The organism is Mycobacterium sp. IDUB_21 (genome assembly GCF_055419425.1).
Genome location: NZ_JBVAXQ010000008.1, coordinates 171,451 through 193,572 on the forward strand (window position 1 = coordinate 171,451; position 22,122 = coordinate 193,572).

At 69.7% G+C, this 22,122-nt stretch carries 18 protein-coding genes; 11 read left to right on the forward strand and 7 right to left on the reverse strand.

Going from position 1 to position 22,122, the window contains the following annotated elements; translation table 11 throughout:
• Nucleotides 1–14: 14 nt before the first annotated feature.
• Together ACZYY4_RS14085 and ACZYY4_RS14090 are read right to left on the reverse strand one after the other, a co-directional pair.
• Entirely contained in the window at nucleotides 15–473 is a 459-nt protein-coding gene (locus tag ACZYY4_RS14085) for a ferritin-like domain-containing protein (protein ID WP_463810603.1), read from the reverse strand.
• On the reverse strand, nucleotides 470–997 hold the full coding sequence (locus ACZYY4_RS14090; RefSeq protein WP_463810604.1) for a hypothetical protein: 528 nt from the start codon (nucleotides 995–997) through the stop codon (nucleotides 470–472). Before ACZYY4_RS14090 ends, ACZYY4_RS14085 begins: the two co-directional genes overlap by 4 nt.
• 193 nt (nucleotides 998–1,190) lie before the next feature.
• On the opposite strand from ACZYY4_RS14090, the gene rimP reads away from it, so the two are divergent.
• The 6 genes from rimP (at nucleotide 1,191) to ACZYY4_RS14120 (ending at nucleotide 7,531) form a co-directional block, all read left to right on the forward strand.
• Nucleotides 1,191–1,721, forward strand: a complete 531-nt coding sequence (gene rimP / locus ACZYY4_RS14095; protein ID WP_463810605.1) for a ribosome maturation factor RimP — start codon at nucleotides 1,191–1,193, stop codon at nucleotides 1,719–1,721.
• The gene (gene nusA, locus ACZYY4_RS14100; protein WP_463810606.1) at nucleotides 1,718–2,761 is read left to right on the forward strand and encodes a transcription termination factor NusA; all 1,044 of its coding nucleotides are present in this window, start codon (nucleotides 1,718–1,720) and stop codon (nucleotides 2,759–2,761) included. Before rimP ends, nusA begins: the two co-directional genes overlap by 4 nt.
• Before the next feature lie 214 nt (nucleotides 2,762–2,975).
• A complete protein-coding gene (locus ACZYY4_RS14105; RefSeq protein WP_463810661.1) occupies nucleotides 2,976–3,218 on the forward strand; it encodes a YlxR family protein in 243 nt (80 codons plus the stop codon).
• Nucleotides 3,219–3,295: 77 nt separating this feature from the next.
• Entirely contained in the window at nucleotides 3,296–6,064 is a 2,769-nt protein-coding gene (gene infB / locus ACZYY4_RS14110; protein WP_463810607.1) for a translation initiation factor IF-2, read from the forward strand.
• A 2-nt stretch (nucleotides 6,065–6,066) separates the two neighbouring features.
• Nucleotides 6,067–6,546: a 30S ribosome-binding factor RbfA gene (gene rbfA / locus ACZYY4_RS14115; RefSeq protein ID WP_463810608.1), complete on the forward strand. Its 480-nt coding sequence runs from the start codon at nucleotides 6,067–6,069 to the stop codon at nucleotides 6,544–6,546.
• Nucleotides 6,527–7,531, forward strand: coding sequence for a DHH family phosphoesterase (locus ACZYY4_RS14120; RefSeq protein ID WP_463810609.1), 1,005 nt, complete (start codon nucleotides 6,527–6,529; stop codon nucleotides 7,529–7,531). The genes rbfA and ACZYY4_RS14120 overlap by 20 nt, the downstream gene beginning before the upstream one ends.
• On the opposite strand, the gene ACZYY4_RS14125 is transcribed toward ACZYY4_RS14120, so the two are convergent.
• Together ACZYY4_RS14125 and gjpA are read right to left on the reverse strand one after the other, a co-directional pair.
• Nucleotides 7,528–9,369 (reverse strand): fatty acyl-AMP ligase, encoded by a 1,842-nt coding sequence (locus ACZYY4_RS14125; protein ID WP_463810610.1) that lies wholly within the window; start codon nucleotides 9,367–9,369, stop codon nucleotides 7,528–7,530. The genes ACZYY4_RS14120 and ACZYY4_RS14125 overlap by 4 nt on opposite strands.
• Before the next feature lie 69 nt (nucleotides 9,370–9,438).
• Nucleotides 9,439–10,593, reverse strand: a complete 1,155-nt coding sequence (gjpA, locus tag ACZYY4_RS14130; RefSeq protein WP_463810611.1) for an outer membrane porin GjpA — start codon at nucleotides 10,591–10,593, stop codon at nucleotides 9,439–9,441.
• A gap of 327 nt (nucleotides 10,594–10,920) precedes the next feature.
• Here gjpA and ACZYY4_RS14135 point away from each other — a divergent pair, with 327 nt between their 5' ends.
• The 4 genes from ACZYY4_RS14135 to ACZYY4_RS14150 all read left to right on the forward strand — a co-directional run bounded on the left by ACZYY4_RS14135 (nucleotide 10,921) and on the right by ACZYY4_RS14150 (nucleotide 18,287).
• Complete coding sequence (locus ACZYY4_RS14135) at nucleotides 10,921–14,358, forward strand: PGRS repeat-containing protein (protein WP_463810612.1); 3,438 nt, start codon at nucleotides 10,921–10,923, stop codon at nucleotides 14,356–14,358.
• 89 nt (nucleotides 14,359–14,447) lie between these two features.
• Nucleotides 14,448–15,767: an MATE family efflux transporter gene (locus ACZYY4_RS14140; RefSeq protein ID WP_463810613.1), complete on the forward strand. Its 1,320-nt coding sequence runs from the start codon at nucleotides 14,448–14,450 to the stop codon at nucleotides 15,765–15,767.
• An 11-nt stretch (nucleotides 15,768–15,778) separates the two neighbouring features.
• Nucleotides 15,779–16,354: a sugar O-acetyltransferase gene (locus ACZYY4_RS14145; RefSeq protein ID WP_463810614.1), complete on the forward strand. Its 576-nt coding sequence runs from the start codon at nucleotides 15,779–15,781 to the stop codon at nucleotides 16,352–16,354.
• Nucleotides 16,355–16,571: 217 nt separating this feature from the next.
• Nucleotides 16,572–18,287 carry a hypothetical protein gene (locus ACZYY4_RS14150; protein ID WP_463810615.1) on the forward strand — a complete coding sequence of 572 codons (1,716 nt, stop codon included), beginning with the start codon at nucleotides 16,572–16,574 and terminating at the stop codon, nucleotides 18,285–18,287.
• A gap of 60 nt (nucleotides 18,288–18,347) precedes the next feature.
• On the opposite strand, the gene ACZYY4_RS14155 is transcribed toward ACZYY4_RS14150, so the two are convergent.
• Nucleotides 18,348–19,109 carry an enoyl-CoA hydratase gene (locus ACZYY4_RS14155; RefSeq protein ID WP_463810616.1) on the reverse strand — a complete coding sequence of 254 codons (762 nt, stop codon included), beginning with the start codon at nucleotides 19,107–19,109 and terminating at the stop codon, nucleotides 18,348–18,350.
• A 33-nt stretch (nucleotides 19,110–19,142) separates the two neighbouring features.
• Between ACZYY4_RS14155 and ACZYY4_RS14160 the strand changes: the two genes are divergently transcribed.
• Nucleotides 19,143–19,694, forward strand: a complete 552-nt coding sequence (locus tag ACZYY4_RS14160) for a DUF1802 family protein (RefSeq protein WP_463810617.1) — start codon at nucleotides 19,143–19,145, stop codon at nucleotides 19,692–19,694.
• Between the two features lie 56 nt (nucleotides 19,695–19,750).
• On the opposite strand, the gene ACZYY4_RS14165 is transcribed toward ACZYY4_RS14160, so the two are convergent.
• Nucleotides 19,751–21,400 carry a CocE/NonD family hydrolase gene (locus ACZYY4_RS14165; protein ID WP_463810618.1) on the reverse strand — a complete coding sequence of 550 codons (1,650 nt, stop codon included), beginning with the start codon at nucleotides 21,398–21,400 and terminating at the stop codon, nucleotides 19,751–19,753.
• 6 nt (nucleotides 21,401–21,406) lie between these two features.
• The gene (locus ACZYY4_RS14170; RefSeq protein ID WP_463810619.1) at nucleotides 21,407–21,997 is read right to left on the reverse strand and encodes a DUF3558 domain-containing protein; all 591 of its coding nucleotides are present in this window, start codon (nucleotides 21,995–21,997) and stop codon (nucleotides 21,407–21,409) included.
• Between the last annotated feature and the right edge of the window lie 125 nt (nucleotides 21,998–22,122).

Consider the following 22,122-nt stretch of genomic DNA (forward strand, 5'->3'; position numbering starts at 1 on the left):
TGGCTCGGTCTCACTCAGTCCTGGCCACCCGGGAACGCCGCGGTGATCGGCCAATTTCCCAGTGCCTGGTTCCAGTGCGCGGCCAGCACCGCACTTTGGCCGAGCGCGGTCGCGGCGAATTCCCGGTCTGCGGGCTCGCGGGCCTGCTCGATGACCGCACGCCAGGCCGTCGCCGTGTCGTTCTCCATTCGGACCGCCAGCCGCAGCGCGTCGTCAGATGTGCTCAGCGGCATGGGCAGCCGATAACCTGCGGCGGCTTGCGGGATCGGAACCGAGCGGGCGGTCAGCATCGCGATGGTTCGATCCCGGCGCTCGCGGTGCTGGCGGATGGTGGGCACCACCAGGTCGTTGAGTTCCGGCAGGGAGTACGCCGACACCAGCCCGTAGCCGTAGACGACCCCGTATTCGGTGGCCAGGGCATCGCACAGGGCCGCATCCGGGCCGCTGAGCGGACTGGGTTCGACCGACGTCACGACGGCGTCACCAATGCGACCGCGTACGAAGCCGTGCAGGCCGCTGCGATGGAGGCCAGCAGCCCGGCCCGGTAGCCCGAGGAGGCGATGGCCAGCTCCCCAGCGCTGTCTGCCGCGGCACGCAATGCGTTGACCACCTGGGACACCGTCGGAACGGGCCCATCCGGCACGCTGGTCGAGGTGGTGGTTTCCGGGGCGTCCGGCGCAGGCTTCCCGGCGGCCCGGGCGATCTCGGCGGCCAGCGCCCTGGCGTGTTCGGCCCGTTCCAGCGACACCTGATCCAGCGCTGCGGCCAGCGCCTTGGAATCGTCGGCATCCGGGGCATCTGCGGCGGCCAGTGCGGCCCCGGCCGCGGCGGCCAGCTCACTGTCGCGGTGCGCCAGTTGCCGTTGCGCTTCCAGGTCGTCGACGGCCGGCGGCCTCGGGGCCGAGCCGCACGCCGGTGCCGCCAGGGCGAGCAGGGCGAGCACCCCGGCTCCGGTCAGCACGCGCCGCCGGTCAATGGTGGTCAGGGGGCCGGGCACCTAAGACATCCTGCCATTGCGGCGCCGCCGGATTGACGCGGCGTGGCCGGTCACGGGGTGAGGCGTGCGTGGCCGGTGCTTTTGCCGCTTTGCTGTGGCTGTGCAGCCCACGGCGTATCGTTAGTGGCTGATTCCCGCCGCGCGTGGCGCGCGGGAACGCGACGACCGGACAACTCAAGATGAGGAGCTCGCCGTGGCCACCGGGCTACCTTCGCAGACACAGGTGATCGAGCTGCTCGATGCTGAGTTCACCCGCGCCGGCTACGAGATCGAAGACGTCGTCGTCGACGAACGTGCGCCGCTGCCGCGAATCACCGTGGTCGCAGATGGTGACACCCCGCTGGACCTCGATGCCGCCGCGGCGCTGGCGCGCTCGGCGTCGGATCTGCTCGACGGTCTCGAATACGACGGTCAATACGTGCTGGAGGTCAGCTCACCCGGCGTGCAACGGCCGCTGAGCACGCCTAAGCATTTTCGCCGCGCTCATGGCCGCAAGGTCGAGTTGACCCTGTCCGACGGGACCAGCGTGACCGGTCGGGTGGGCGCCGTCGACGACGACGTTCTGACGCTGGTGGTGCGCGCCGGGCGGGACTGGAACCGGCGCCGGCTGCCGCTGAGCGAGATCAGCCGAGCGGTGGTGCAAGTCGAATTCTCACCGCCGACCGAACGTGAGTTGGAGTTGACGGGCCGGCAGCGCAGCGACGAGAAGGAGTGGCGCCAATGAACATCGACATGGCCGCGCTGCACGCGATCGAGGCTGACAAGGGCATCCCGGTCGACGTGGTGGTAGACACCATCAAATCGGCATTGCTCACCGCTTATCGGCACACCGAAGGGCACCAGGCCGACGCGGCCATCGACATCGACCGCAAGACCGGCATGGTGCGCGTGCTGGCCCGCGAGACCGACGTTGACGGCAACGTCATCAGCGAATACGACGACACGCCCGAAGGCTTCGGCCGTATCGCTGCGACCACCGCCCGCCAGGTGATCCTGCAGCGGTTGCGGGATGCCGAGAACGAGAAGGCCTACGGCGAGTTCTCGGCGCGGGAAGGCGACATCGTGGCCGGCGTCGTCCAGCGCGACGCCCGGGAAAACGCCCGCGGTGTCGTCGTGGTGCGGTTGGGTACCGAAGCCAAGGGCTTCGACGGCGTCATCCGGCCCGCCGAGCAGGCGCCCGGCGAAGGTTACGAGCACGGCGACCGGCTGCGCTGCTACGTGATCGGGGTGACCCGCGGGTTGCGCGAACCGCGCATCGAACTGTCGCGCACCCACCCGAACCTGGTGCGCAAACTGTTCGCCTTGGAGGTGCCCGAGATCGCCGACGGGTCGGTGGAGATCGTCGCGGTCGCCCGCGAAGCCGGTCACCGGTCCAAGATCGCGGTGGCCTCGCAGGTCCCCGGGCTCAACGCCAAGGGCGCCTGCATCGGTCCGATGGGCCAGCGGGTGCGCAACGTGATGAGTGAGCTGGCCGGCGAGAAGATCGACATCATCGACTACGACGAGGACCCGGCCCGTTTCGTCGGCAACGCGTTGTCGCCGGCAAAGGTGATGTCGGTGACGGTGATCGACCAGACGACACGTGCCGCGCGGGTGGTGGTTCCGGATTTTCAGCTGTCACTGGCCATCGGCAAGGAGGGCCAGAACGCCCGATTGGCGGCCCGGCTCACCGGCTGGCGCATCGATATCCGCAGCGATATCCCGGAGCCCGCGGCGAACGGCGCCGAGCATGAGGCCGGCCGCGGTGTGGCCCACGAGCACTGAGCGGAACGCGGCCAGGGCGCACTGAGCGGGACGTGAGCGGGCTCGAATTCGGGTGGTTCGGGCGATCGCCGGCGTATGGGTAGACTGAGCCGTGATCCAGCGCGAGACTTCGACAGCCGACTCGCGGACGCACCGCTCCCCGAAGGGACCGGTGCGCACGTGTGTCGGATGCCGGAAACGCGAGTTGGCCGTCGAATTGCTTCGGGTGGTCGCTGTGTCAGGGAACGGCAACGAGGCCGTGACCATTGACCGGGCGGGCAACCAGCCGGGACGGGGTGCGTGGTTGCATCCCGCATCGGAGTGCCTGCAAGCGGCGATCCGGCGACGAGCTTTCGCGCACGCGTTGCGGATCAGCGGTTCCCCGGATGTGTCCGGGGTGGAGGAGTACTTCGATCAACAGATCGGCTCACCGCCCCGGCCAACAGAACAGGTAGCGAAGAACATGAGCACACCGTGAAGTCCCGATGACCATGCGTCATAGCTAAACCCGAGGCGCGGCCCACCACCGCTGTCGCCTCATAGACAGGAGATGTAGTGGCAAAGGCCCGCGTACACGAGTTGGCCAAGGAACTCGGTGTCACCAGCAAGGAAGTCCTCGCTCGTCTGAGCGAGCAGGGCGAATTCGTCAAGTCGGCGTCCTCGACCGTGGAAGCCCCCGTCGCGCGCCGGTTACGCGAGGCGTTCGGCGGCGGCAAACCAGCCCCGAAGAGCGAAGAGCCCGCCGCCAAGGCGCCCGCCAAGGCCCCGGCTCCGGCCCCGGCGGCGACTCCCGCCCCGGTCCCGCCGGCGCCTGCCGCGGTCGCCGACAGCGAGGTCGTCAAGGCCGCCGCGCCCGCCGCGGCGAAGCCGTCGGCTCCGGCTGCGCCCGCCGCCGAGGCCCCCGCGCCCGCGGCGCCGCCACCCGCCTCGACGCAACCCGGCCCTCCGCCTGCTGCTCCCGGCCCGCGGCCCGCAGCGCCGGGTCCCAAGCCCGGCGCCCGCACACCGCGCGTCGGCAACAACCCCTTCTCGTCGGCGCAGCCGGTGGAGCGCGCCATCCCGCGTCCGCACCCGCAGGCCCCCCGGCCGGGCGCACCCCGGCCCGGCATGCCGCGTCCCGGCGGCGCATCTCCGGGCAACATGCCCGCGCGGCCCAGTAATTTCGGGGCACAGGGCCGTCCGGCGCGCCCCGGCGGCCCACCCCGCCCCGGCGGCGGTGGCCCGGGTGGTCGTCCCGGTGGCCCGGGTGGCCGTCCCGGCGGTCCCGGCGGCGGTCCCGGCGGTAACTACCGCGGCGGCGGTGCCGGCGGTCCCGGCGGTGGAGGTGCCCCCGCAGGCGCCGGCGCCGGAGGTTTTCGGGGCCGCCCCGGTGGTGGGGGTGGTGGCCGTCCCGGCCAGCGCGGCGGCGCGGCCGGCGCATTCGGCCGTCCGGGCGGCGCACCCAAGCGGGGACGCAAGTCGAAGCGGGCGAAACGCGCCGAATACGAGAACATGCAGGCTCCGGTCGTCGGCGGCGTGCGGTTGCCGCACGGCAACGGCGAGACCATCCGGCTGGCCCGCGGCGCATCGCTGTCCGACTTCGCCGAGAAGATCGACGCCAACCCGGCCGCGCTGGTGCAGGCACTGTTCAACCTCGGTGAGATGGTCACCGCCACGCAGTCGGTCGGCGACGAGACGCTGGAGCTGCTCGGCGGCGAGATGAACTTCGTCGTGCAGGTCGTCTCGCCCGAGGACGAGGACCGTGAGCTGCTGGAGTCGTTCGACCTGACTTACGGCGAGGATGAAGGCGGCGAGGAAGATCTGCAGAGCCGCCCGCCGGTGGTGACCGTGATGGGCCACGTCGACCACGGTAAGACCCGCCTGCTGGACACCATCCGCAAGGCCAACGTTCGCGAGGGCGAAGCCGGTGGCATCACCCAGCACATCGGCGCCTACCAGGTGGGCGTCGACTTCGACGGCTCCGAGCGGCTGATCACCTTCATCGACACCCCGGGTCACGAGGCGTTCACCGCCATGCGTGCCCGCGGCGCCAAGGCCACCGACATCGCGATCCTGGTGGTCGCCGCCGATGACGGCGTGATGCCGCAGACGGTGGAGGCGATCAACCACGCCCAGGCCGCCGATGTGCCGATCGTGGTGGCGGTCAACAAGATCGACAAGGAGGGCGCCGACCCGGCCAAGATCCGGGCGCAGCTCACCGAGTACGGGCTTGTCGCCGAGGACTTCGGTGGCGACACCATGTTCGTCGACATCTCGGCCAAACAGGGCACCAACATCGCGGCCCTGGAAGAGGCGGTGCTGCTGACCGCCGACGCTGCCCTGGACCTGCGGGCCAATCCCGACATGGAGGCCCAGGGTGTGGCGATCGAGGCGCACTTGGACCGCGGTCGCGGACCGGTGGCCACCGTGCTGATCCAGCGCGGCACGCTGCGGGTCGGCGACTCGATCGTCGCCGGCGACGCCTACGGCCGGGTGCGGCGCATGGTCGACGAGCACGGCGACGACATCGATGAGGCGCTGCCGTCGCGGCCCGTTCAGGTCATCGGCTTCACGTCGGTGCCCGGTGCCGGTGACAACCTGCTGGTCGTCGACGAGGACCGGATCGCCCGTCAGATCGCCGACAAGCGCAATGCCCGCAAGCGCAACGCGCTGGCCGCACGGTCGCGCAAGCGGATCTCGCTGGAGGACCTGGACTCGGCACTGAAGGAGACCAGCCAGCTCAACCTGATCCTCAAGGGCGACAACGCCGGTACCGTCGAGGCGCTGGAGGAGGCCCTGATGGGCATCCAGATCGACGACGAGGTGCAGTTGCGGGTGATCGACCGCGGTGTCGGTGGCATCACCGAGACCAACGTCAACCTGGCGTCGGCGTCGGACGCGATCATCATCGGGTTCAACGTGCGTGCCGAGGGCAAGGCCACCGAGCTGGCCAACCGTGACGGTGTGGAGATCCGCTACTACTCGGTGATCTACCAGGCCATCGACGAGATCGAGAAGGCCCTCAAGGGCATGCTCAAGCCCATCTTCGAGGAGAAGGAGCTGGGGCGCGCCGAGATCCGTGCGCTGTTCCGGTCCTCGAAGGTCGGCAACATCGCGGGCTGCCTGGTCACCTCGGGCATCATGCGCCGCAACGCCAAGGCACGACTGCTGCGCGATTCGGTGGTGGTTGCCGAGAACATCACGGTCTCCTCGCTGCGCCGCGAGAAGGAGGATGTCACCGAGGTCCGTGACGGCTACGAATGTGGTCTGACGCTGACTTACAACGACATCAAGGAAGGCGACGTCGTCGAGACCTACGAACTCGTAGAGAAGGCGCGGACGTAGTCGTGGTCGACGTGGGCCGAGCTCGCCGGCTTTCCAAGCGCATCGGGACCATCGTCGCGTCGGCGATCGAGTTCGAGATCAAGGATCCTCCGTTGGCCTTCGTGACCGTTACGGACACGAAGGTGACGGGCGACCTGCACGACGCGACCGTCTACTACACGGTGCGGGGGCAGACCCTGCAGGACGCGCCCGACTATGCCGGCGCTGCCGCGGCACTGGAACGTGCGAAGGGAACCCTGCGGACCAAGGTGGGCGCCGGCACCGGCGTGCGGTTCACTCCCACGTTGTCATTTGTTCTGGATCAGGTGCCGGACACCGCTGCCCACATGGAGGAGCTGCTGGCTGCCGCGCGGGCCGCCGATGCCGACCTGGCCCGGATTCGGGAGGGTAAGCAGCCGGTGGGGGAGGCCAACCCGTACCGGGAGGTCCCCGGGGTACCGGGCGCCGAAGACAGCGGTGACGGTGAGCGATCTGGCGACTGATCCGCTGCCTCCGGGTCGGTGCGTCGATGCCGCCGGAGCCGTGGAGCTGCTGGCGGGCGCAGACACGCTGGCGGTGATCTGCCATGTGCATCCCGACGCCGACACGATCGGCGCCGGGCTGGCGCTCGCGATGGTGCTGCGACGGCGCGGCAAGGCTGTCCAGGTCAGTTTCGCCCGCCCGGCTTGTCCTGCCGAGCTACCGCGGTCCCTGCGATCGCTGCCGGGCGGCGAGTTGCTGGTCAGCCCGGATGCGGTACGTCGCGACGCCGATCTGGTGGTGACGGTGGACGCCTCGAGTGCAGATCGGCTCGGTGCCCTCCGGGAGCTGGCAGCCGCCGGTCCCGAGCTGCTGGTGATCGACCACCATGCCTCGAATCAGCTGTTCGGGACGGCGAATTTCGTTGACTCGTCTGCGGATTCGACGACGATGATGGTGGCTGAGCTGATCGACGCCTGGGGCGAACCGATGGACGTCGATGTGGCGCATTGCCTGTATGCGGGACTGGCGGCCGATACCGGCTCGTTTCGGTGGGCCAGTGCCCGCGCCTTCCGGCTGGCTGCACGGCTGGTGGACGTCGGAGTGGACAACGCGGCGGTCACCCGCACCGTGATGGACACCCATGCGTTCGACTGGCTGACGATGCTGTCGCGGGTGCTGAGCCAGGCGCGACTGCTGCCCGACGCGGTGTGCGGGCGCGGGCTGGTCTACGCCGTGGTCAATCACGCCGAGTGGAGCGCTGCGCGCCCCGAGGAGGTGGAGAGCATCGTCGACATCGTGCGCACCACCGAACAGGCCGAGGTGGCGGCGGTGTTCAAGGAGGTTGAGCCGGGCTGTTGGGCGGTGTCGATGCGTGCCAAGTCGGCGGTGGACCTGAGCGCCGTGGCCGTCTCGTTCGGCGGCGGGGGACATCGGCTGGCCGCCGGCTACACCGCCGCCGGCGAGGCGCAGGACGTGGTCGGCGCGCTGGTTGCCGCGCTGAATTAGTCTGCGCGCGAGCCGGAACCCCGGCGGCGCATCGCCATCGACGTCTGCAATTGCGCGACCACCTCGGCGACCGCTGCCGTGTTGTCCATGGACGGGGGCTCGGGCAGTGGGCCCTGCCATTGGGCGATCACCGGCAGCTCGGCGTCGATGAACAGTTGCCGGCAATGGCCGCGCTGGATCTTGCCGCTGGAGGTGGTGGGAATCGACAGGTGCTTGACCAGCACCACGGCGTGCGTCTGGAGGCCGTGCTGTCGCGCGATCGACGTTCGGATTGCGTCGATGATGCCGCCCAGCTCGACCTCACCGGCGTGATCGGGGTCGAGTTCCTGAACGACCGCGAGTTGCTCGACGGCGCCCGGCACCGGGGTTGTAGCGAACACCGCGCCGCGGCCCGACACCAAGGCCGGGTGGGTGTCCTGCACGGTGACCTCAATGTTGTTGGGGTAGTAGTGGTGTCCGTCGATCACGACGAGATCTTTCACCCGTCCGGTGATGAATAGCTCGTCGGCGCACAGGAATCCGAGGTCGCCGGTGCGCATATACGGGCCGTCACCGGTGTCGGCGACCATGCCGGCGAAGGCCTGCTCGGTCTCCTCCGGCCGCTGCCAGTAGCCCTGGGCGATGCTGGGTCCGGCGAGCCAGATCTCGCCGACCTCGTCGGCGCCGCGCAACCGGCGGGTCACCGGATCGACGACGACTAGGTCCTGGCCGCCCCGGGGCTGTCCGCAGCCGACGATCGGCACCGCGCCGGGATGCTCGGGCGCGATGTCGCGGACCCGGTCGGTGCTCAGCACCTCGCGGTCGATATAGCGCACCCCGGGCATGCCGGAGTCTGATCCGCCCGAGACCAACAGGGTGGCCTCGGCCAGCCCGTAGACCGGCATGAACGACTCCAGCCGGAACCCGGCTGGGGCGAAGGCGTCGGCGAATGCCGCCAGGGTGGAGGCACGGACCGGTTCGGCGCCGTTCATGGTGGCGGTCAGGCTGGACAGGTCCAGGGCGGCCCGCTCTTCTGGAGTACTGCGCTCGACACATCGTTGGTAGGCGAAGTTCGGAGCAGCCGTGATCACACCGCGGTAGCGGGAAATGGCTTCCAACCAGCGCATCGGGCGCTTGATGAATGCGGCCGGCGACATCAGCGCGGTACTGAATCCGAGGTAGAGCGTCTCCAGGAGTGCCCCGAGGCCCATGTCGTGCTGCGGAGGCAGCCAGTACACCCCGACCGCGTCGGCGTCGCCGTTCCAGGCCTGACGGGTGGCCTCTGCATTGTGCAGCAGATTGCGATGGCTCAGCAGCACTCCTTTGGGCGTGCGGGTGGAGCCGGAGGTGTACTGGATCATGGCGGTCGAACCGGCGTCGATGTCCGGTGCCACCCACCGGTCGGCGTCGAGCGCGGCCGCATCCTCGATCAGCAACCACCGCAGGTCTCGTCCGTCGGCGAGATCGTCGACCGAGGCCTTGGTGTTGGCTTGGGTATCGGCGGTGGCCAGCGCGAAGCCGGCCTGTGCGTCGGGGACGACTGCCACCAGGCGCGGTGCCAGCCGTTGATGGACCGGCACCGCAACGGCACCGGCGTAGAGGCAGCCGAAGAAGCCGGCGATGAACTCCAGGCCGGGACGGGCCACCACCAGTACCCGGTCACCGGCGGCACCCTGTTGCTGCAGGGTCGCCGCGATTGCCCGGGCCTGGTGGTCGAGTTGGCGATAGGTCAGCTCGCTGACGCCGTCGTCGTCGCCGTTGTAGGAGAATCGAAACGCCAGTTTGTCCGAATGCTGTTCGGCGCGTCGCCGCAGCATGTCCACCAGGGTGGCGTTACCGGGCAGGCTGCTGTCCGGCATGTCGTTCGCCGCCTAACCTGTCGTGCTGATCATCCTCGCTGCGCACCTTAGCGGAGACTTGGCCAGCCGTCAGAAGACGTCGCTCCATTGGAAGTTGGTGATCGCGTCGGAAAGCTCGGTCCACAGGTCCGCACCGGCGGCGCCGCTGCCCGCGTCGTCGCTGCCGAAGATGTCGTCGGGGATGGTGGGGAACTGGATGCCGGTCCCGGGCGGGAAAGCCGGGAACGTTGGTGCGTTTTTGCCATCGGAGGTCGCCTCGTTCCACTGCGAACCGAGTTGCAGGCCGATCAGCTCCGAGAGGCTCTGCCAGGCGGCCAGCGGGCCGACGCCGTGGCCGTCGAAGGCGATGCTGCCCAGCACGGGCACCCCGCCGATGTTGATGCCCAGGCTGTTGAAGATGGACCCGCCGACCGCAGGGATATCGGCGGTCGGGTCGCCCGCGGAGTCGTACAGGTGCCATGGTCCGGTGTTGACAACCCCGGGACTGAGCAGCCCACCGAACGCGAATTCCAGGTGATCGACGCTCATGCCTGCGGGTAGCAGTCCCGCGCCGTTGATCGCCGGCAGCAGCGCGTCGAGGTCGAGCGTGGCTCCGTTGAAGTACGCGCCGGTCATGTTGGCCAGGATCTCGTTGATGCCGTCACCGTCGGTCATGCTGTTCATCAGCGCGATCCACGGGCTGATCGAGGGACCCAGCGCGCCGAGCCAGATGGCGCTCATCGGTGAGCCCAGGAAGTGGATGATCGGGTCCAGCAGGGGGGCCTGGTCGGCCGGCAGGAAGCCGGGGAGCTGCCCCCAGAGCAGGCCGTGGTCGCCGGCGATGGTGAACTTCTCCACAGCGGTCGCGGTGTCGGCGTCCGCGTTGGTCAGCGTGAGCCCGGAGAATACGTCCTTATAGTGGTCGCGCATCTCCTCGGTCACCGCGGTGAGGTTCGACGGGTCCGTGAAGATCTGCTGGGCGTAGCCGGACAGGTTGCTCCAGAGCTGCTGCATCGCCACGCCGGGGGCGAGGTAGTAATTGTTGGCCAATACCGACGCGTTGGTGGCGGCGATGTTGTACTGCTCGATCCACGGCGCCATCGCATCGCCGAGCGCGTTGGTGAGCGTGACCTCCGGCATCGGGCGCAGCCTGGGCGCCGGCGCCGCTGTCGGGGTGATGGCGATCAGGGCCGCCCCAACGATCGCGACACCGGCGGTGGCGTAGGGCCGAAGTACTTGCTGCATCGGTATCACCTCGTACTCGTTGGGCAGACGAAACAACCGCGTACGCGATTGAAACTACTTAACTAATGCCTGAGAAGCAAGCAATATGAACGCGCGTATTTCATGGCCGTAGCACACGCTCGACGCGGCCGGAGGAGTTACGCGCAATAGTTACCGGGAAAATCACTGCAGCGTGTGGGCCTATCCAGGCGTCAGTCGGCGGAACTCGACAGAGAATGAGGCGATACCAAGCATTGCGGTACCCCAGCAAGTACATTACGGTCTACTGAGAAACATCGATTTGTCTGACAGGCTTGGCAGGCCGGTTCACAGGAGAGGTGTTCGCACATGACTCATCGTCACCCCAGCAGCCACCGGGACCGTCACGGCAAGGGCGCTGCGCGGCGTCGTCATCGGGTCATCGGCACGGGCAGCGCGGCGGCCGCCTTCCTGGCCTTCGGTATGACACCGCTGACCGCGGCGCCCAATGCCCACGCCGACATCGATGATCTGTTCAACCTCGACTGGCTGTCCGAGATCTTCGGCCAGGCAGACGTGGCGTCGCCTGCCGACTTCGGTGACATCGGCTCGGCCGCGGCCCTGGACCCGACGCAGTTCATCGACCAGTTCTTCTACACCCCGCTGCATGACATGTCGCAGCTCTGGATCACCAGCTCGTTCGGTGAGATGGTCGACAACGCCATCAACGACATGGCCGGCATCCACCTGATCGGCAATGGTCTGGATGGAACCGCACTCGACGTGAACGGCGGTGACGGCGGACTGTGGTTCGGCGACGGCGGCGCCGGCTGGGACAGTGACGCGGCCGGCGTGGCCGGCGGTAACGGTGGCGACGCCCTCGGATTCGGTGACGGCGGCGCCGGTGGCGACGGCGGCGCGGGCGCGATCGGCGGCAACGGTGGTGCCGGTGGCAGCCTGATGGGCAATGGCGGTGACGGCGGCGCCGGTGGTTCCGGCATCGCGACCGCCGGTGGCAACGGCGGTAACGCCGGCGACGCGATCGGCTGGCTGTTCGGCAACGGCGGCAACGGTGGCGCCGGTGGCAACGGCGTCAACGGCAACTGGGTCAACGGCAACGGCAACGGGACCAACGGCGGCAACGGCGGCAACGGCGGCGCGGGCGGCACCCAATGGGGCAACGGCGGCAATGCCGGCCAGGCCGGAACCGGCGGTAACGGCGCCGACGGCGACGCCACGAATGTCAACGGCGGGAACGGCGGTAACGGCGGTGTGGGCGGTGCGGCCGGCGCCAATTTCTGGCAGAGCGGTCAGACCGGAACCGGTGCCGCCGGCGGCGCGGGCGGTGACGGTGGTACCGCAGCCAAAGACGCCAACGGCGTCTTCCTCGGCAACGGCGGCAAGGGCGGCACCGGCGGCGCCGGCGGCCCATCCGGGGCAGCTAACACCACCAGCACCGGCGGAACACCCGGCGACGGCGGTGCCGGCGGCAATGGTGGCGCAGGCTTGACCGGCGGTAACGGCGGTACCGGTGGTGCGGGCGCTAAGGCCGGTGACGGTGTGGGCGGCGCCGGCGGCCAGGGCGGTCTCGGCGGCGACGGGGTCGGCAACGGCGGCTCCGGTGGTGTCGGCGGTGCCGGCGGCGACTCCACCGGAGCCAACCAGGGCGCCGCGGGTGGGGCCGGCGGCAAGGGTGGCGGCGCCAGTGGTGGCGCCGGTATCCAGGGTGTTGCCGGTAACGGGGGTGTCGGCGGTAAGGGCGGTGCCAGCGTCGGCGGCCTGGGCGGTAACGGTGGCGCCGGCGGCAGCGGTGGCGACGGTGCCACCGCTGACAACACCGTGCAGACCTTCGGCGGCAGCGGCGGTAACGGCGGTGCCGGTGGCGGCACCACCGGTGGGATCGGTGGCACCGGCGGCGACGGCGGCGACGGCGGCACAGGCACGGTCGGCGCCGGCGGCGGAATCCTCGCGGGCTCGCACGCCGCGGGCGGCAACGGCGGGGCTGCTGGCGGTCCATCGCTGCTCGGCAGCGGCTCCGGTGGCGCCGGCGGCAACGGCGGTGACGGCGGAGCCGGCACCGGCTGGAAAGACGACGGTTCGGTCACCGGCGATGCGGGCACCCTCTACAGCGCCGGGGGCAACGGCGGTAACGGCGGCGCCCCGGGCGGCGGCAGTCTCGCCGGCGGCCTGCCCGGAACGGTTGGCGGCGCGGGCGGCGCCGGCGGCAGCGGCGCGGCCACCGGCATCAGCCTGGGCGGCAACGGCGGCAACAGCGGCGCCGGCGCCGCTGGCGGCAACGGCGGCTCCGGCAGCTACACCGGTGGCAACGGCGGCAATGGTGGTGTCGGGGCCAACGGTGGCAACGGTGGCGACAGCACCGGCGCTACATCCACCGGGCTCATCGACGCGCACGGCGGTAACGGCGGCAATGGCGGTTCCGGCGGCGGCAACGGCGGCAGCGGCGGCAACGGCACTAACGGCGCCGACGGCGGCAACGGCGGAAACGGCGGCGTCGGCACTGCCGGATCGGCCGGGACGGCAGGCACCCACAGCGCTTCGGCCGCCGGCGGTGACGGCGGCGACGGTAGTGCCGGGTCTGCCGCGGGCAACGGCGGGGCCGGCGGCACCTCCGACTCCGGCGCCGGCGGTAAGGGCGGCAACGGCGGAACCGGTGGAACCGGTGGCGCCGGCGGTGCCGGCGGTGCGGGCGGCACCGACGCGTCCGGCAAGGGCCTGGCCGGTGGAGACGGCGGTAGCGGCGCTGCGGGCGGCGCCGGTGGTAGTGCCGGCGCGGGCGGTGCCAGCACCACTGGTACCGACGGTGCGGCCGGCACGGGCGGCCTCGATGGCAATGGCGGCGCCGGCGGGGCCGGTGGCGCAGGTGGTGCCGGCGTCGCAGGCACGGCCGGTTCGAACTCCGCGACCGCGGCCGGTGGTGACGGCACCGACGGCGGCAACGGCGGGGCCGGTGGCACCGGCGGCAATGGCGGCACCTCGGGAACCGGCACCGGCGGCGTGGGCGGCACGGCCGGCACCGGCGGGGCCGGTGGCGGTGGTGGCGTCGGCGGAAACGGCGGCGTGTCCAGCGCCGGTGTGGGCCAAGACGCCGGCAGCGGCGGTGACGGCGGAGTCGGGGGTGCGGCCGGGAGTGCCGGCACCGGCGGCACCAGCACCAGTGGAACCGCGGGAGCAGCCGGTGCCAACGCCAACGGCGGCGTCGGCGGCGCGGGCGGTGCCGGTGGTACCGGCGGCGATGGCACCGACGGCACCAGCCCGCCCAACGCGGCCGGTGGCAACGGAAACGTCGGCGGCAACGGCGGTAACGGCGGCCTCGGCGGGGCCGGTGGCACCTCAACCGACGGTGATGGCGGTACCGGCGGAGCCGGCGGTGTCGGTGGCGCGGCCGGTAGCGGCGGTGACGGCGGTAGTGGTGGCACGAACGCCACCGGCATCGGATTCGGCGGCGGCGACGGCGCAGTCGGCGGCAACGGTGGCGCTGGCGGCGCGGCCGGAGCGGGCGGAACCAGCACCAACGGCAGCGCAGGCAACGCAGGGTCGGACGGTGCCGGCGGCGCAGGCGGTGCCGGTGGCTCGGGCGGCACCGGCGGAACGACGCAGGGCATCGACAAGGTCGGCGGTGCCGGCGGCGACGGCGCGAACGGTGGCAACGGTGGTGACGGCGCAGGCGCGGCCGCCGGCGGCAGCGGCGGTACTGGTGGCGGGGCCGGCGCGGGCGGCGGCGGCATCGGCGGCGCCACGGCCGGCGCGCCCGGTACTGCGGGCATCGACGGTCAGCCCGGCACCTAGGAGCGCTCTTCTAGCGCGAGCGTGCGTGTCTCCGGCCGACACACCGGGCCGGGAACCGTTTCTTCGCACGCTCGCCGAAGATGGTCTCTATGACCGACAGCGCCGCGGCGGCCGGCGGACGCCAGATCGCGGCGCTGGCGTTCCCGGCGCTGGTGGTGCTGGCCGCCGAACCGCTGTATCTGCTCTTCGACACCGCGGTCATCGGCCGGCTCGGCGCCCTGGGGCTGGCGGGGCTGGCCGTCGGTGGCCTGATCCTGGGACTGGTGGCCTCGCAGGGCACCTTCTTGTCCTACGGAACCACGACGCGGTCAGCGCGCCATTTCGGCGCCGGCGACCGCCCGGCAGCGGTCGCTGAGGGGGTGCAGGCGACCTGGCTGGCGCTGGGCTTGGGTGTGCTGATCGTGGTCGTGGTGCAGGTCGCGGCGGTACCGCTGGTGTCGGCCGTCGCCGGCCGTGGCGATATCGCCCAGGAGGCGCTGGGGTGGTTGCGGATCGCCATCTTCGGCGCTCCGGCGATCCTGGTGTCGCTGGCCGGCAACGGATGGCTTCGCGGAGTGCAGGACACCTCGCGGCCTCCGCGCTATGTCGTTGCGGGGTTTGCGCTTTCGACGTTGCTGTGTCCACTGCTGGTGTTCGGGATGCTGGGCATGCCGCGCTGGGGACTGCCCGGGTCGGCGGTGGCCAACTGTGTCGGCCAATGGCTTGCCGCGCTGCTGTTTCTGCGGGCACTTCGCTGCGAGGGGGCCCCGCTGCGTTTCGACGTCGCGGTACTGCGTGCGCAACTGGCGATGGGGCGTGATCTGATCGTGCGCTCGCTGGCCTTCCAAGCGTGCTTCGTGTCGGCGGCGGCGGTCGCGGCGCGATTCGGGGCCGCAGCTCTGGGCGCCCACCAGATCGTGCTGCAGCTGTGGACATTTTTGGCGTTGGTGCTCGATTCGCTGGCGATCGCTGCTCAGGCACTGGTCGGGGCGGCCCTGGGTGCCGGTGATGTCGGCCATGCCAAATCGGTGGCCGCCCGGGTGACGCTGTTCTCAGCGGCCGCCGCCGCGGTGCTGGCCGCGTTGCTCGCCGCCGGGTCCATGGTTCTCCCGGGACTGTTCACCGGTGATGCGGCGGTGCTGGCGGCGGCCGTGGTGCCGTGGTGGTTCCTGGTCGCCCAGTTGCCTATCGCCGGAATCGTTTTCGCCCTTGACGGGGTGCTGCTGGGAGCCGGCGACGCGGCGTTCATGCGCACGGCCACCGTGATCAGCGCCCTGGCCGGCTTCCTGCCGTTGACCTGGCTGTCGCTGATGCTGGACTGGGGGTTGGCCGGGATCTGGTCGGGACTGACCACGTTCATCGTGCTGCGATTGGTGTTCGTCGGGTGGCGGGCGCTTTCCGGGCGCTGGGTGCAGGCCGGTCGGCCGTAGGATCGGCTGGCATGAGCACCCAGCGGGATCTGATGCTCAGCGGGGCGCTGTATCGCCCCGACGACCCCGGCCTGGTCGCCGACCGACAGGCATGTCAGCGCCTGGTGGCTGCGTTCAACGACACCGGCCCCGACGAGGAAGACCGCCGCCGAGGCCTGCTGCGCGAACTGCTCGGATCATTCGGGGACGATTCGGAGATTCTGCCCCGATTCTGTTGCGACTACGGCAAATACATCCACATCGGTGCTCGATGCTTCGTCAACTATGACGTGATCCTGCTGGACGCGGCGCCCATCACCGTCGGCGACGACGTGTTGATCGGCCCTCGCGCCCAGTTGGTCACGGCACTGCATCCGGTCGATGACATCGCCGCCCGGCGCGGCGGTTGGGAGTCGGCGGCACCGATAACTATCGGCGACAACGTCTGGCTGGCGGCTGGCGTGATCGTCTGTCCGGGCGTGTCGATCGGGGCCGACACGGTCGTCGGGGCCGGCAGCGTGGTGACCGGGGATATACCGGCGGGTGTGCTTGCTGCCGGGAACCCCTGCCGGATCATCCGCCCGATCAGCCAGGCCAACGCCTACTGACGCGGATTGCGCTCCGGACTGGGAGACCGTTTTCTACCCCGACATTACAGTCGGCGCTGCGACTGTCAAAAGTTTGAAAAATATCTGCATGGCCTATCTATACATTCAGGTTACTCATGAGTAGTGTTCTGCTCGTTGTTACCGGTGGCACACCCTCAGGACGGAGAGATCTGGGCCACCATCCCCTCGAAAACGCAGTAGATAGGAACACACGCAGATGATGCATTATCGGTTGATAGCCGCAGGTCTGACCGCTGGCGGGGGGCTGCTGACGGCGGCGTTCCTGCAGGCGGCCGTGGCGGTCGCCGGCCCCGAAACGGACGCCGCCGCTCCTAGTGCCACCGGAGCCGACGCCTTCACGATCGGTGGCTACACCTTCGACCCGTTCAGCAACTCCACAGGTACCGACGTGGAGGGTTTCTCCCTGGTTCACCCGCTCACCGGGTCTGCGCCGCTGCTGACCCTGGGCGGCGGCAGCCCAGGGGGCCTGCTGCCCACCGCTCCCCAGAATTTCGAGGTGTACGGCGCTGACGGCACCAGTGTGGGCAGCATCAACTCCAGCGTGGTCGTGACGAACCTGGTCGGCTTCACCAACACCGAGTTCACCGTCACCGACGTCACGGCGGCAGACGGCGGATCGGCGGCGGATCTGCCCGTGGCGGGCTCGGTCTACGACGTGTTCAACTTCGGTGGCGGCTTCGCGAACATCTATGTCGCCACCCCGGGCGAGGACGGAACCGTCACCGACACGTTCGTGACGCCCTGGGGCAGCACGGACCTGAGTTCGATGTTCGCCGGGATCAACGCGGCGGACCCGCTGCAGCCCGGCGACGCGTTCGCCGCACTGCAGGCCGGGGCTTCCGGCGGCGGCGAGGACGCCTTCGCCATCGGCGGTCTCACCCTGGACCCGTTCACCGGAACCGGTGACTCGGCTCAGGAGGGCTTCGCCTCGATCGCCGCCCTCGGCGGTGCGGGGCCCTTCCTGACCATCGGCGGCGCATCGCTGGGTGACCCCAGCCACCAAGGAAACGGCCTCGCCTCACAGGACTTCAACGTCTACAGCGGTACCGGCGATGGCGCCACCCAGATCGGCACCATCAACACCGCGGTGGATGTCACCAACCTGTTGGGCATGACCAACACCCAGCTCGTCGTCACCGACGGCTCGGACACCGGCGACGGGCTGCCGGCGACGGGAACCATCTACGACGCGTTCAACTTCGGCGGCGGGTTCACCAACGTCTACGTCGCGACCCCGGGTGCGGACGGCACCATTACCGACACCTTCGTGACGCCGTTCGGGAGCATGGACCTGAGCTCGCTGTTCAGTGGCATGGGCGGCGGGATCTCACTGGATCCGGGTGCGGCGTTCGGCGCACTGAGTGACAGCACCGTGGGTGAGGACGCCTTCACCATCGGCGGCACCACCTTCGACCCGTTCACCGGGTCCGGAGCCGACACCACTCCGGGCTTCGCGCCGGTCTTCCAGACCGTCGGTGCGCTGCCGCTGCTCAACATCGGCGGTGGCACGCCGGGCCTCGATCTGGGCGGCACGTTCTTCCCGCTCCCGATCACGTCGCAGGACTTCAACATCTACGACGGGACCGACCTGCTCGGCACCGCTCACGCCCAGGAGACCGTCACGCAGCTGTTGGGGTTGACCACCACGCAGTTCGTCATCGACGGTGTTACGCCCGGCGATGGTGACGCCGCGGACCTTCCGGTGCTGGGCTCGGTGTACAGCGTGCTGAACCTCGGTGGTGGCTTCGCCAATGTCTACTCCGCCATCCCGGGCCTGGACGGCGCCGACGCCACCGTCACGGACACTTTCGTGACGCCGTTCGGGGACATGGATCTGAGCTCGTTGTTCGGCGGCTTCGATGGGTCCTCGCTGCTCGACCCGGGCGACGCGTTCCTGGGGCTCGACTTCTAAAGATTCAGTCAGCAGACACGGCCCGGGCGGTGCACCAGCACCTCCCGGGCCGTGTTCTTGTCACTGCACCTGGGCGCGCCCGCGTTCCAGTACGGCTTCCCGGTTGGCGGCGACGTCGGCACTGCTGATCCGGTTCAGCCACTGTTTGGCCGCCATCGCCTCCATCCACAACCCGGTGGCGGTCTGCGACTCGTCGATGCGGTGATAGGAATCCAGCAGCGCACGCACCGCGGCCTGGTTGTTGCCGACGATCGACGCAGCGACGGCGCGCGCTGTGGCCAGCAATTCGGCGTGCGGCACCACCTGGGTGACCAGTCCGGCCCGCAGTGCGTCGGCCGCCGATAGGTAATCGCCGGTCAGGCTCATCCGGCGGGCCAGTCCCACCCCGACTGTTTGTGGCAGCCGCACGCTCAGCCCCCAGCTGGGCATCAGCCCTACCCGGGCATGGGTGTCGGCGAAGCGGGCCTGATCCGAGGCGATCAGGATGTCGCAGTACAGCGCCAACTCCAGCCCACCCGTCACCGCGGCGCCGTTGATGGCGCCGATCACCGGCTTTGTCAACGGCGGCCACTGCGGTGAGATGTCCGGCAGCGCAGGCGATTCAGAATCGCCGAACTCCTTGAGGTCCAGTCCGGCGCAGAACACCGGATCGGCGCCGGTCAGGATCATCACGTCCACGTCGGTGTCGGCATCGGCGTCGGCCAGCGCACCGAAAATGGCGTCACGCAACGCGCGTGACAGCGCATTGCGCGCCTGCGGACGGTTGAGGGTCAGGGTCCGGACGCGGTCCTCGTTCTGGATCAGCAGGATGTCGTCGCTCATCGATTCACCGTAGCCCCGACTACGCTGAGAGGAATGCGCGGTATGGCGTTGAAGGAGTGGAGTGCCGTCGTCGCGGCGCTGCTCGTCGGCCGGCAACGAATCCTGCTGCGCAAGGGCGGCATTCACGAGAAGCGCTTCGACGTCACCGCCGACGAATTCCTGTTGTTCCCGACGGCGGTGCACAGCCACGCCGAGCGGGTCCGCCCCGAACACCATGACGTGCTCGCGGCGGCGGCCGCCGATTCCACCGCTGACCAGGTACTGGTGCGGGCTGCGGCGAAAGTCGTTGCGGCGCTGCCCGTCGAGCGACCCGACAAGCTGGAGGACATCGCGGACCTGCATATCTGGACCGCCGACTCGGTTCGCGCCGACCGGCTGGACTTTCGGCCCAAACACCGGCTGACGGCGCTGGTGGTTCAGCTGATCCCGCTGTGCACGCCGGTGCGGCTGCTTCGGAGTCCCGAGTATGGCGGCTGTTCGAGTTGGGTTCAGCTGCCGATCGAAGACCCTGAGTTGGGAGCCGCGGTGTACACCGCCGAGCAGCTCGCGGCGGTCGCCACCCGAGTCCGGGAAACCGTCGGCTGAGGGCAGACCTGCCGGGGGTGGCGCTATGAGCGGATCTCGAGCGGTTGATGTCGGAGCTATTGGCCAAGGCCGTCGGCGCGGTCCGCGGGCAGCAATAGCCGTGATTCGCCGAACCGCACCGTATGCACGGCCGATTGGACCCTGGTTCCGCTGATCGGTGCTTCGCCGCTACCGAGGTTCGCCGCGTACCGGGGGTGGTTGCCGCCGGCGATCAGTACCCGGATCCGGGAGCCCGCAGCGAAACGGCGTGCGATGGCGTCCAACTCGATGCGCACTGCTCCGGTGTGGTGCCGCAACCGCCGGTAGCCGTCGGTGACGTTGATAGAGCGGCCTCGCGCGTCGACCTCGCTTACCCGGACGAACAGGTCGACGTCGGGGATGTCGGAGCTGTGGTCCAACTCCAGCACCGGAACGCCGCACACGTCCAGATCTTGGGTCAAGGGCGCGCCGATGAAGCTGAGCACGTCGCCGCGACGGTGAAGCCGGTTGTCGTTGCGATACCCGCCGGCCGGGGAAAGCAGTCGGCCCCCGATCGTGGGCGGCGGGTCGGTGGGATCGAACCGGAACGAGACCTCCGCCGCTGCCGGGTCGGGTGCGCTGGTGGCGAGCGTGCCGCCGGGCTGCAGGTACCACGGGGCCGCGGCCTGTGCGGGGGCCCAATCCGGTCGGTCTTCCCAGCCCTGGCCGGCGGAGAAGATCCGCACGGGGCTGCGCCGCTCGGTGGTGGCCGCGCCGCGCAGATGGGCGTCCAGCCACTGCAATGATTCGGCGGTGATCTGGCCCAGGCCGGTGGTCATCATCTGGGTGTGCGTCCAGGGGCCGATGGTCATCGCCACGTCGACGTTCCGGTCGCGCAGCGCGCGGTATTGGGCCAGCGTCTGATCCAAGAACAGGTCCTGCCAGCCGCCGATCAACAGCACCGGAACCTGCGACCGTTGCAACGCCGCCGGGTGGCGCAGCCGGTCCCAGAACGGGTCGTCCGCCTCGGGGTGCTCGACCCATGATTCATACCAGGGTGACCCGCCGCCCAGCAGTGACCGGCCCGCCGCGCCCAGCGGGCGGCCGGCTGCGGCGCGCTTGACCTTGCGTTGCGCGGTCAGCTGGTGGATCCCGGCCCGGATCCGCGGCCGGTCCTCCTGGTGGGCCATCAAATGGCTCCAGCCCAGGAAGTCGTTGAGCGCGAAAGACCCGGCGCCCCAGGTCGACTCGTATAGATCGTGCGGTCCAACGGTGATGACGGCGGCAGCCAACTCCGGCGGCGGGTCGGCCAGCAGTGCCCATTGGGTGAAGCCGAGATACGACAGCCCGATGGTGCCGAATGTGCCGGTGAACCACGGCTGGATGCGCAGCCAGGCCACGGTGTCGGCGCCGTCGGCGGCCTCGTTGACCATCGGCTCGAACACGCCACCCGAACCGAAGGTGCCGCGGACACTCTGCAGGATCACCCGATAGCCGCGGGCGGCATACATCCGGCCGAACACCGTCGCGAACGGGAAGCCCCGCCCGTAGGGGCAGCGGACCAGCAGGGTGCCGACCACCTCACGCTTCGGCTGGTAATGGTCGGCGACCAAGTTGACGCCGTCGCGCATCGGGATGCGTTCGCGGTGCACGGTGTAGGCGGTGGTGGGTGCGGGCAGCCGCCCCAGCGCCCGGTTCAGGACGAGGTCGGTTAGGCGTGGGCCGGTACGACGTGGAGCGGTGTTCACCCCGGCTCAGTATTTGTAGTGCGGCGCCAGCTGGTGGGCGCGCATCAGGTTCTCGGTGGGGCAGTCCACGTCCGGGTTCGAGTACACCGGTGAGTAGTACAGCGACTGCTGGATCACCCCGTAGCTGGTCTTGAACGCCACCATGCAGGAGTACCACCACCGGTTGTTCCACTCGGTGGGCTTCATCACCCAATACTGCGCAGCACGGTGGCCGTTGATGTCCATCTCGACGGCATCGCGGGGGACGGTTTCGTCATAGCTGCGCCACACGAACGTTTCGACGGCCATCTGGTAATTGCCGGCGTCGAACTCGCAGCGCACGCCTTCCACCGGCTTGGGTGGGGTGAAGGCCAGCCCGAGCTGGGCGATGACGTCAAAGGGGATGTCCTCGCAGGCGTCGAACGGGCGAGGGTTGGTGATGTTGACCGGGTTGCTCGAGGTGGGCGGCGGCGCCAGCGGCGCGGCGGTGGAGCGCAACTGCACCCCGTGCGTCCCGGCGCCGGCAGAACTGCCGCCGGGGGGCGCCTGCTGCCAGACCATGACGACGGCCATCGACAGCGCGCCGAACGCTGCGGCCAGACGCAGTTTGGTGAGCATGCCACTCCTCGCTTCCGGCCGGACTTTCTCCGGGAGTGTACAAGTTGTGGCGGCGGCCGCCGCAGCAAAGACGAGAACACGTTCCAATTCGTCCTCCGCGAACGGAGTCACCGGGGTCGCTAGGC

Coding starts and splice junctions, on each gene's coding strand:
- ACZYY4_RS14125 (WP_463810610.1), bottom strand. CDS start 9,369: ATGCCGGACAGCAGCCTGCCCGGTAACGCCACCCTGGTGGACATGCTG.
- ACZYY4_RS14160 (WP_463810617.1), top strand. CDS start 19,143: ATGCGCGGTATGGCGTTGAAGGAGTGGAGTGCCGTCGTCGCGGCGCTG.
- gjpA (WP_463810611.1), bottom strand. CDS start 10,593: ATGCAGCAAGTACTTCGGCCCTACGCCACCGCCGGTGTCGCGATCGTT.
- ACZYY4_RS14170 (WP_463810619.1), bottom strand. CDS start 21,997: ATGCTCACCAAACTGCGTCTGGCCGCAGCGTTCGGCGCGCTGTCGATG.
- ACZYY4_RS14150 (WP_463810615.1), top strand. CDS start 16,572: ATGATGCATTATCGGTTGATAGCCGCAGGTCTGACCGCTGGCGGGGGG.
- nusA (WP_463810606.1), top strand. CDS start 1,718: ATGAACATCGACATGGCCGCGCTGCACGCGATCGAGGCTGACAAGGGC.
- ACZYY4_RS14155 (WP_463810616.1), bottom strand. CDS start 19,109: ATGAGCGACGACATCCTGCTGATCCAGAACGAGGACCGCGTCCGGACC.
- ACZYY4_RS14135 (WP_463810612.1), top strand. CDS start 10,921: ATGACTCATCGTCACCCCAGCAGCCACCGGGACCGTCACGGCAAGGGC.
- ACZYY4_RS14145 (WP_463810614.1), top strand. CDS start 15,779: ATGAGCACCCAGCGGGATCTGATGCTCAGCGGGGCGCTGTATCGCCCC.
- ACZYY4_RS14140 (WP_463810613.1), top strand. CDS start 14,448: ATGACCGACAGCGCCGCGGCGGCCGGCGGACGCCAGATCGCGGCGCTG.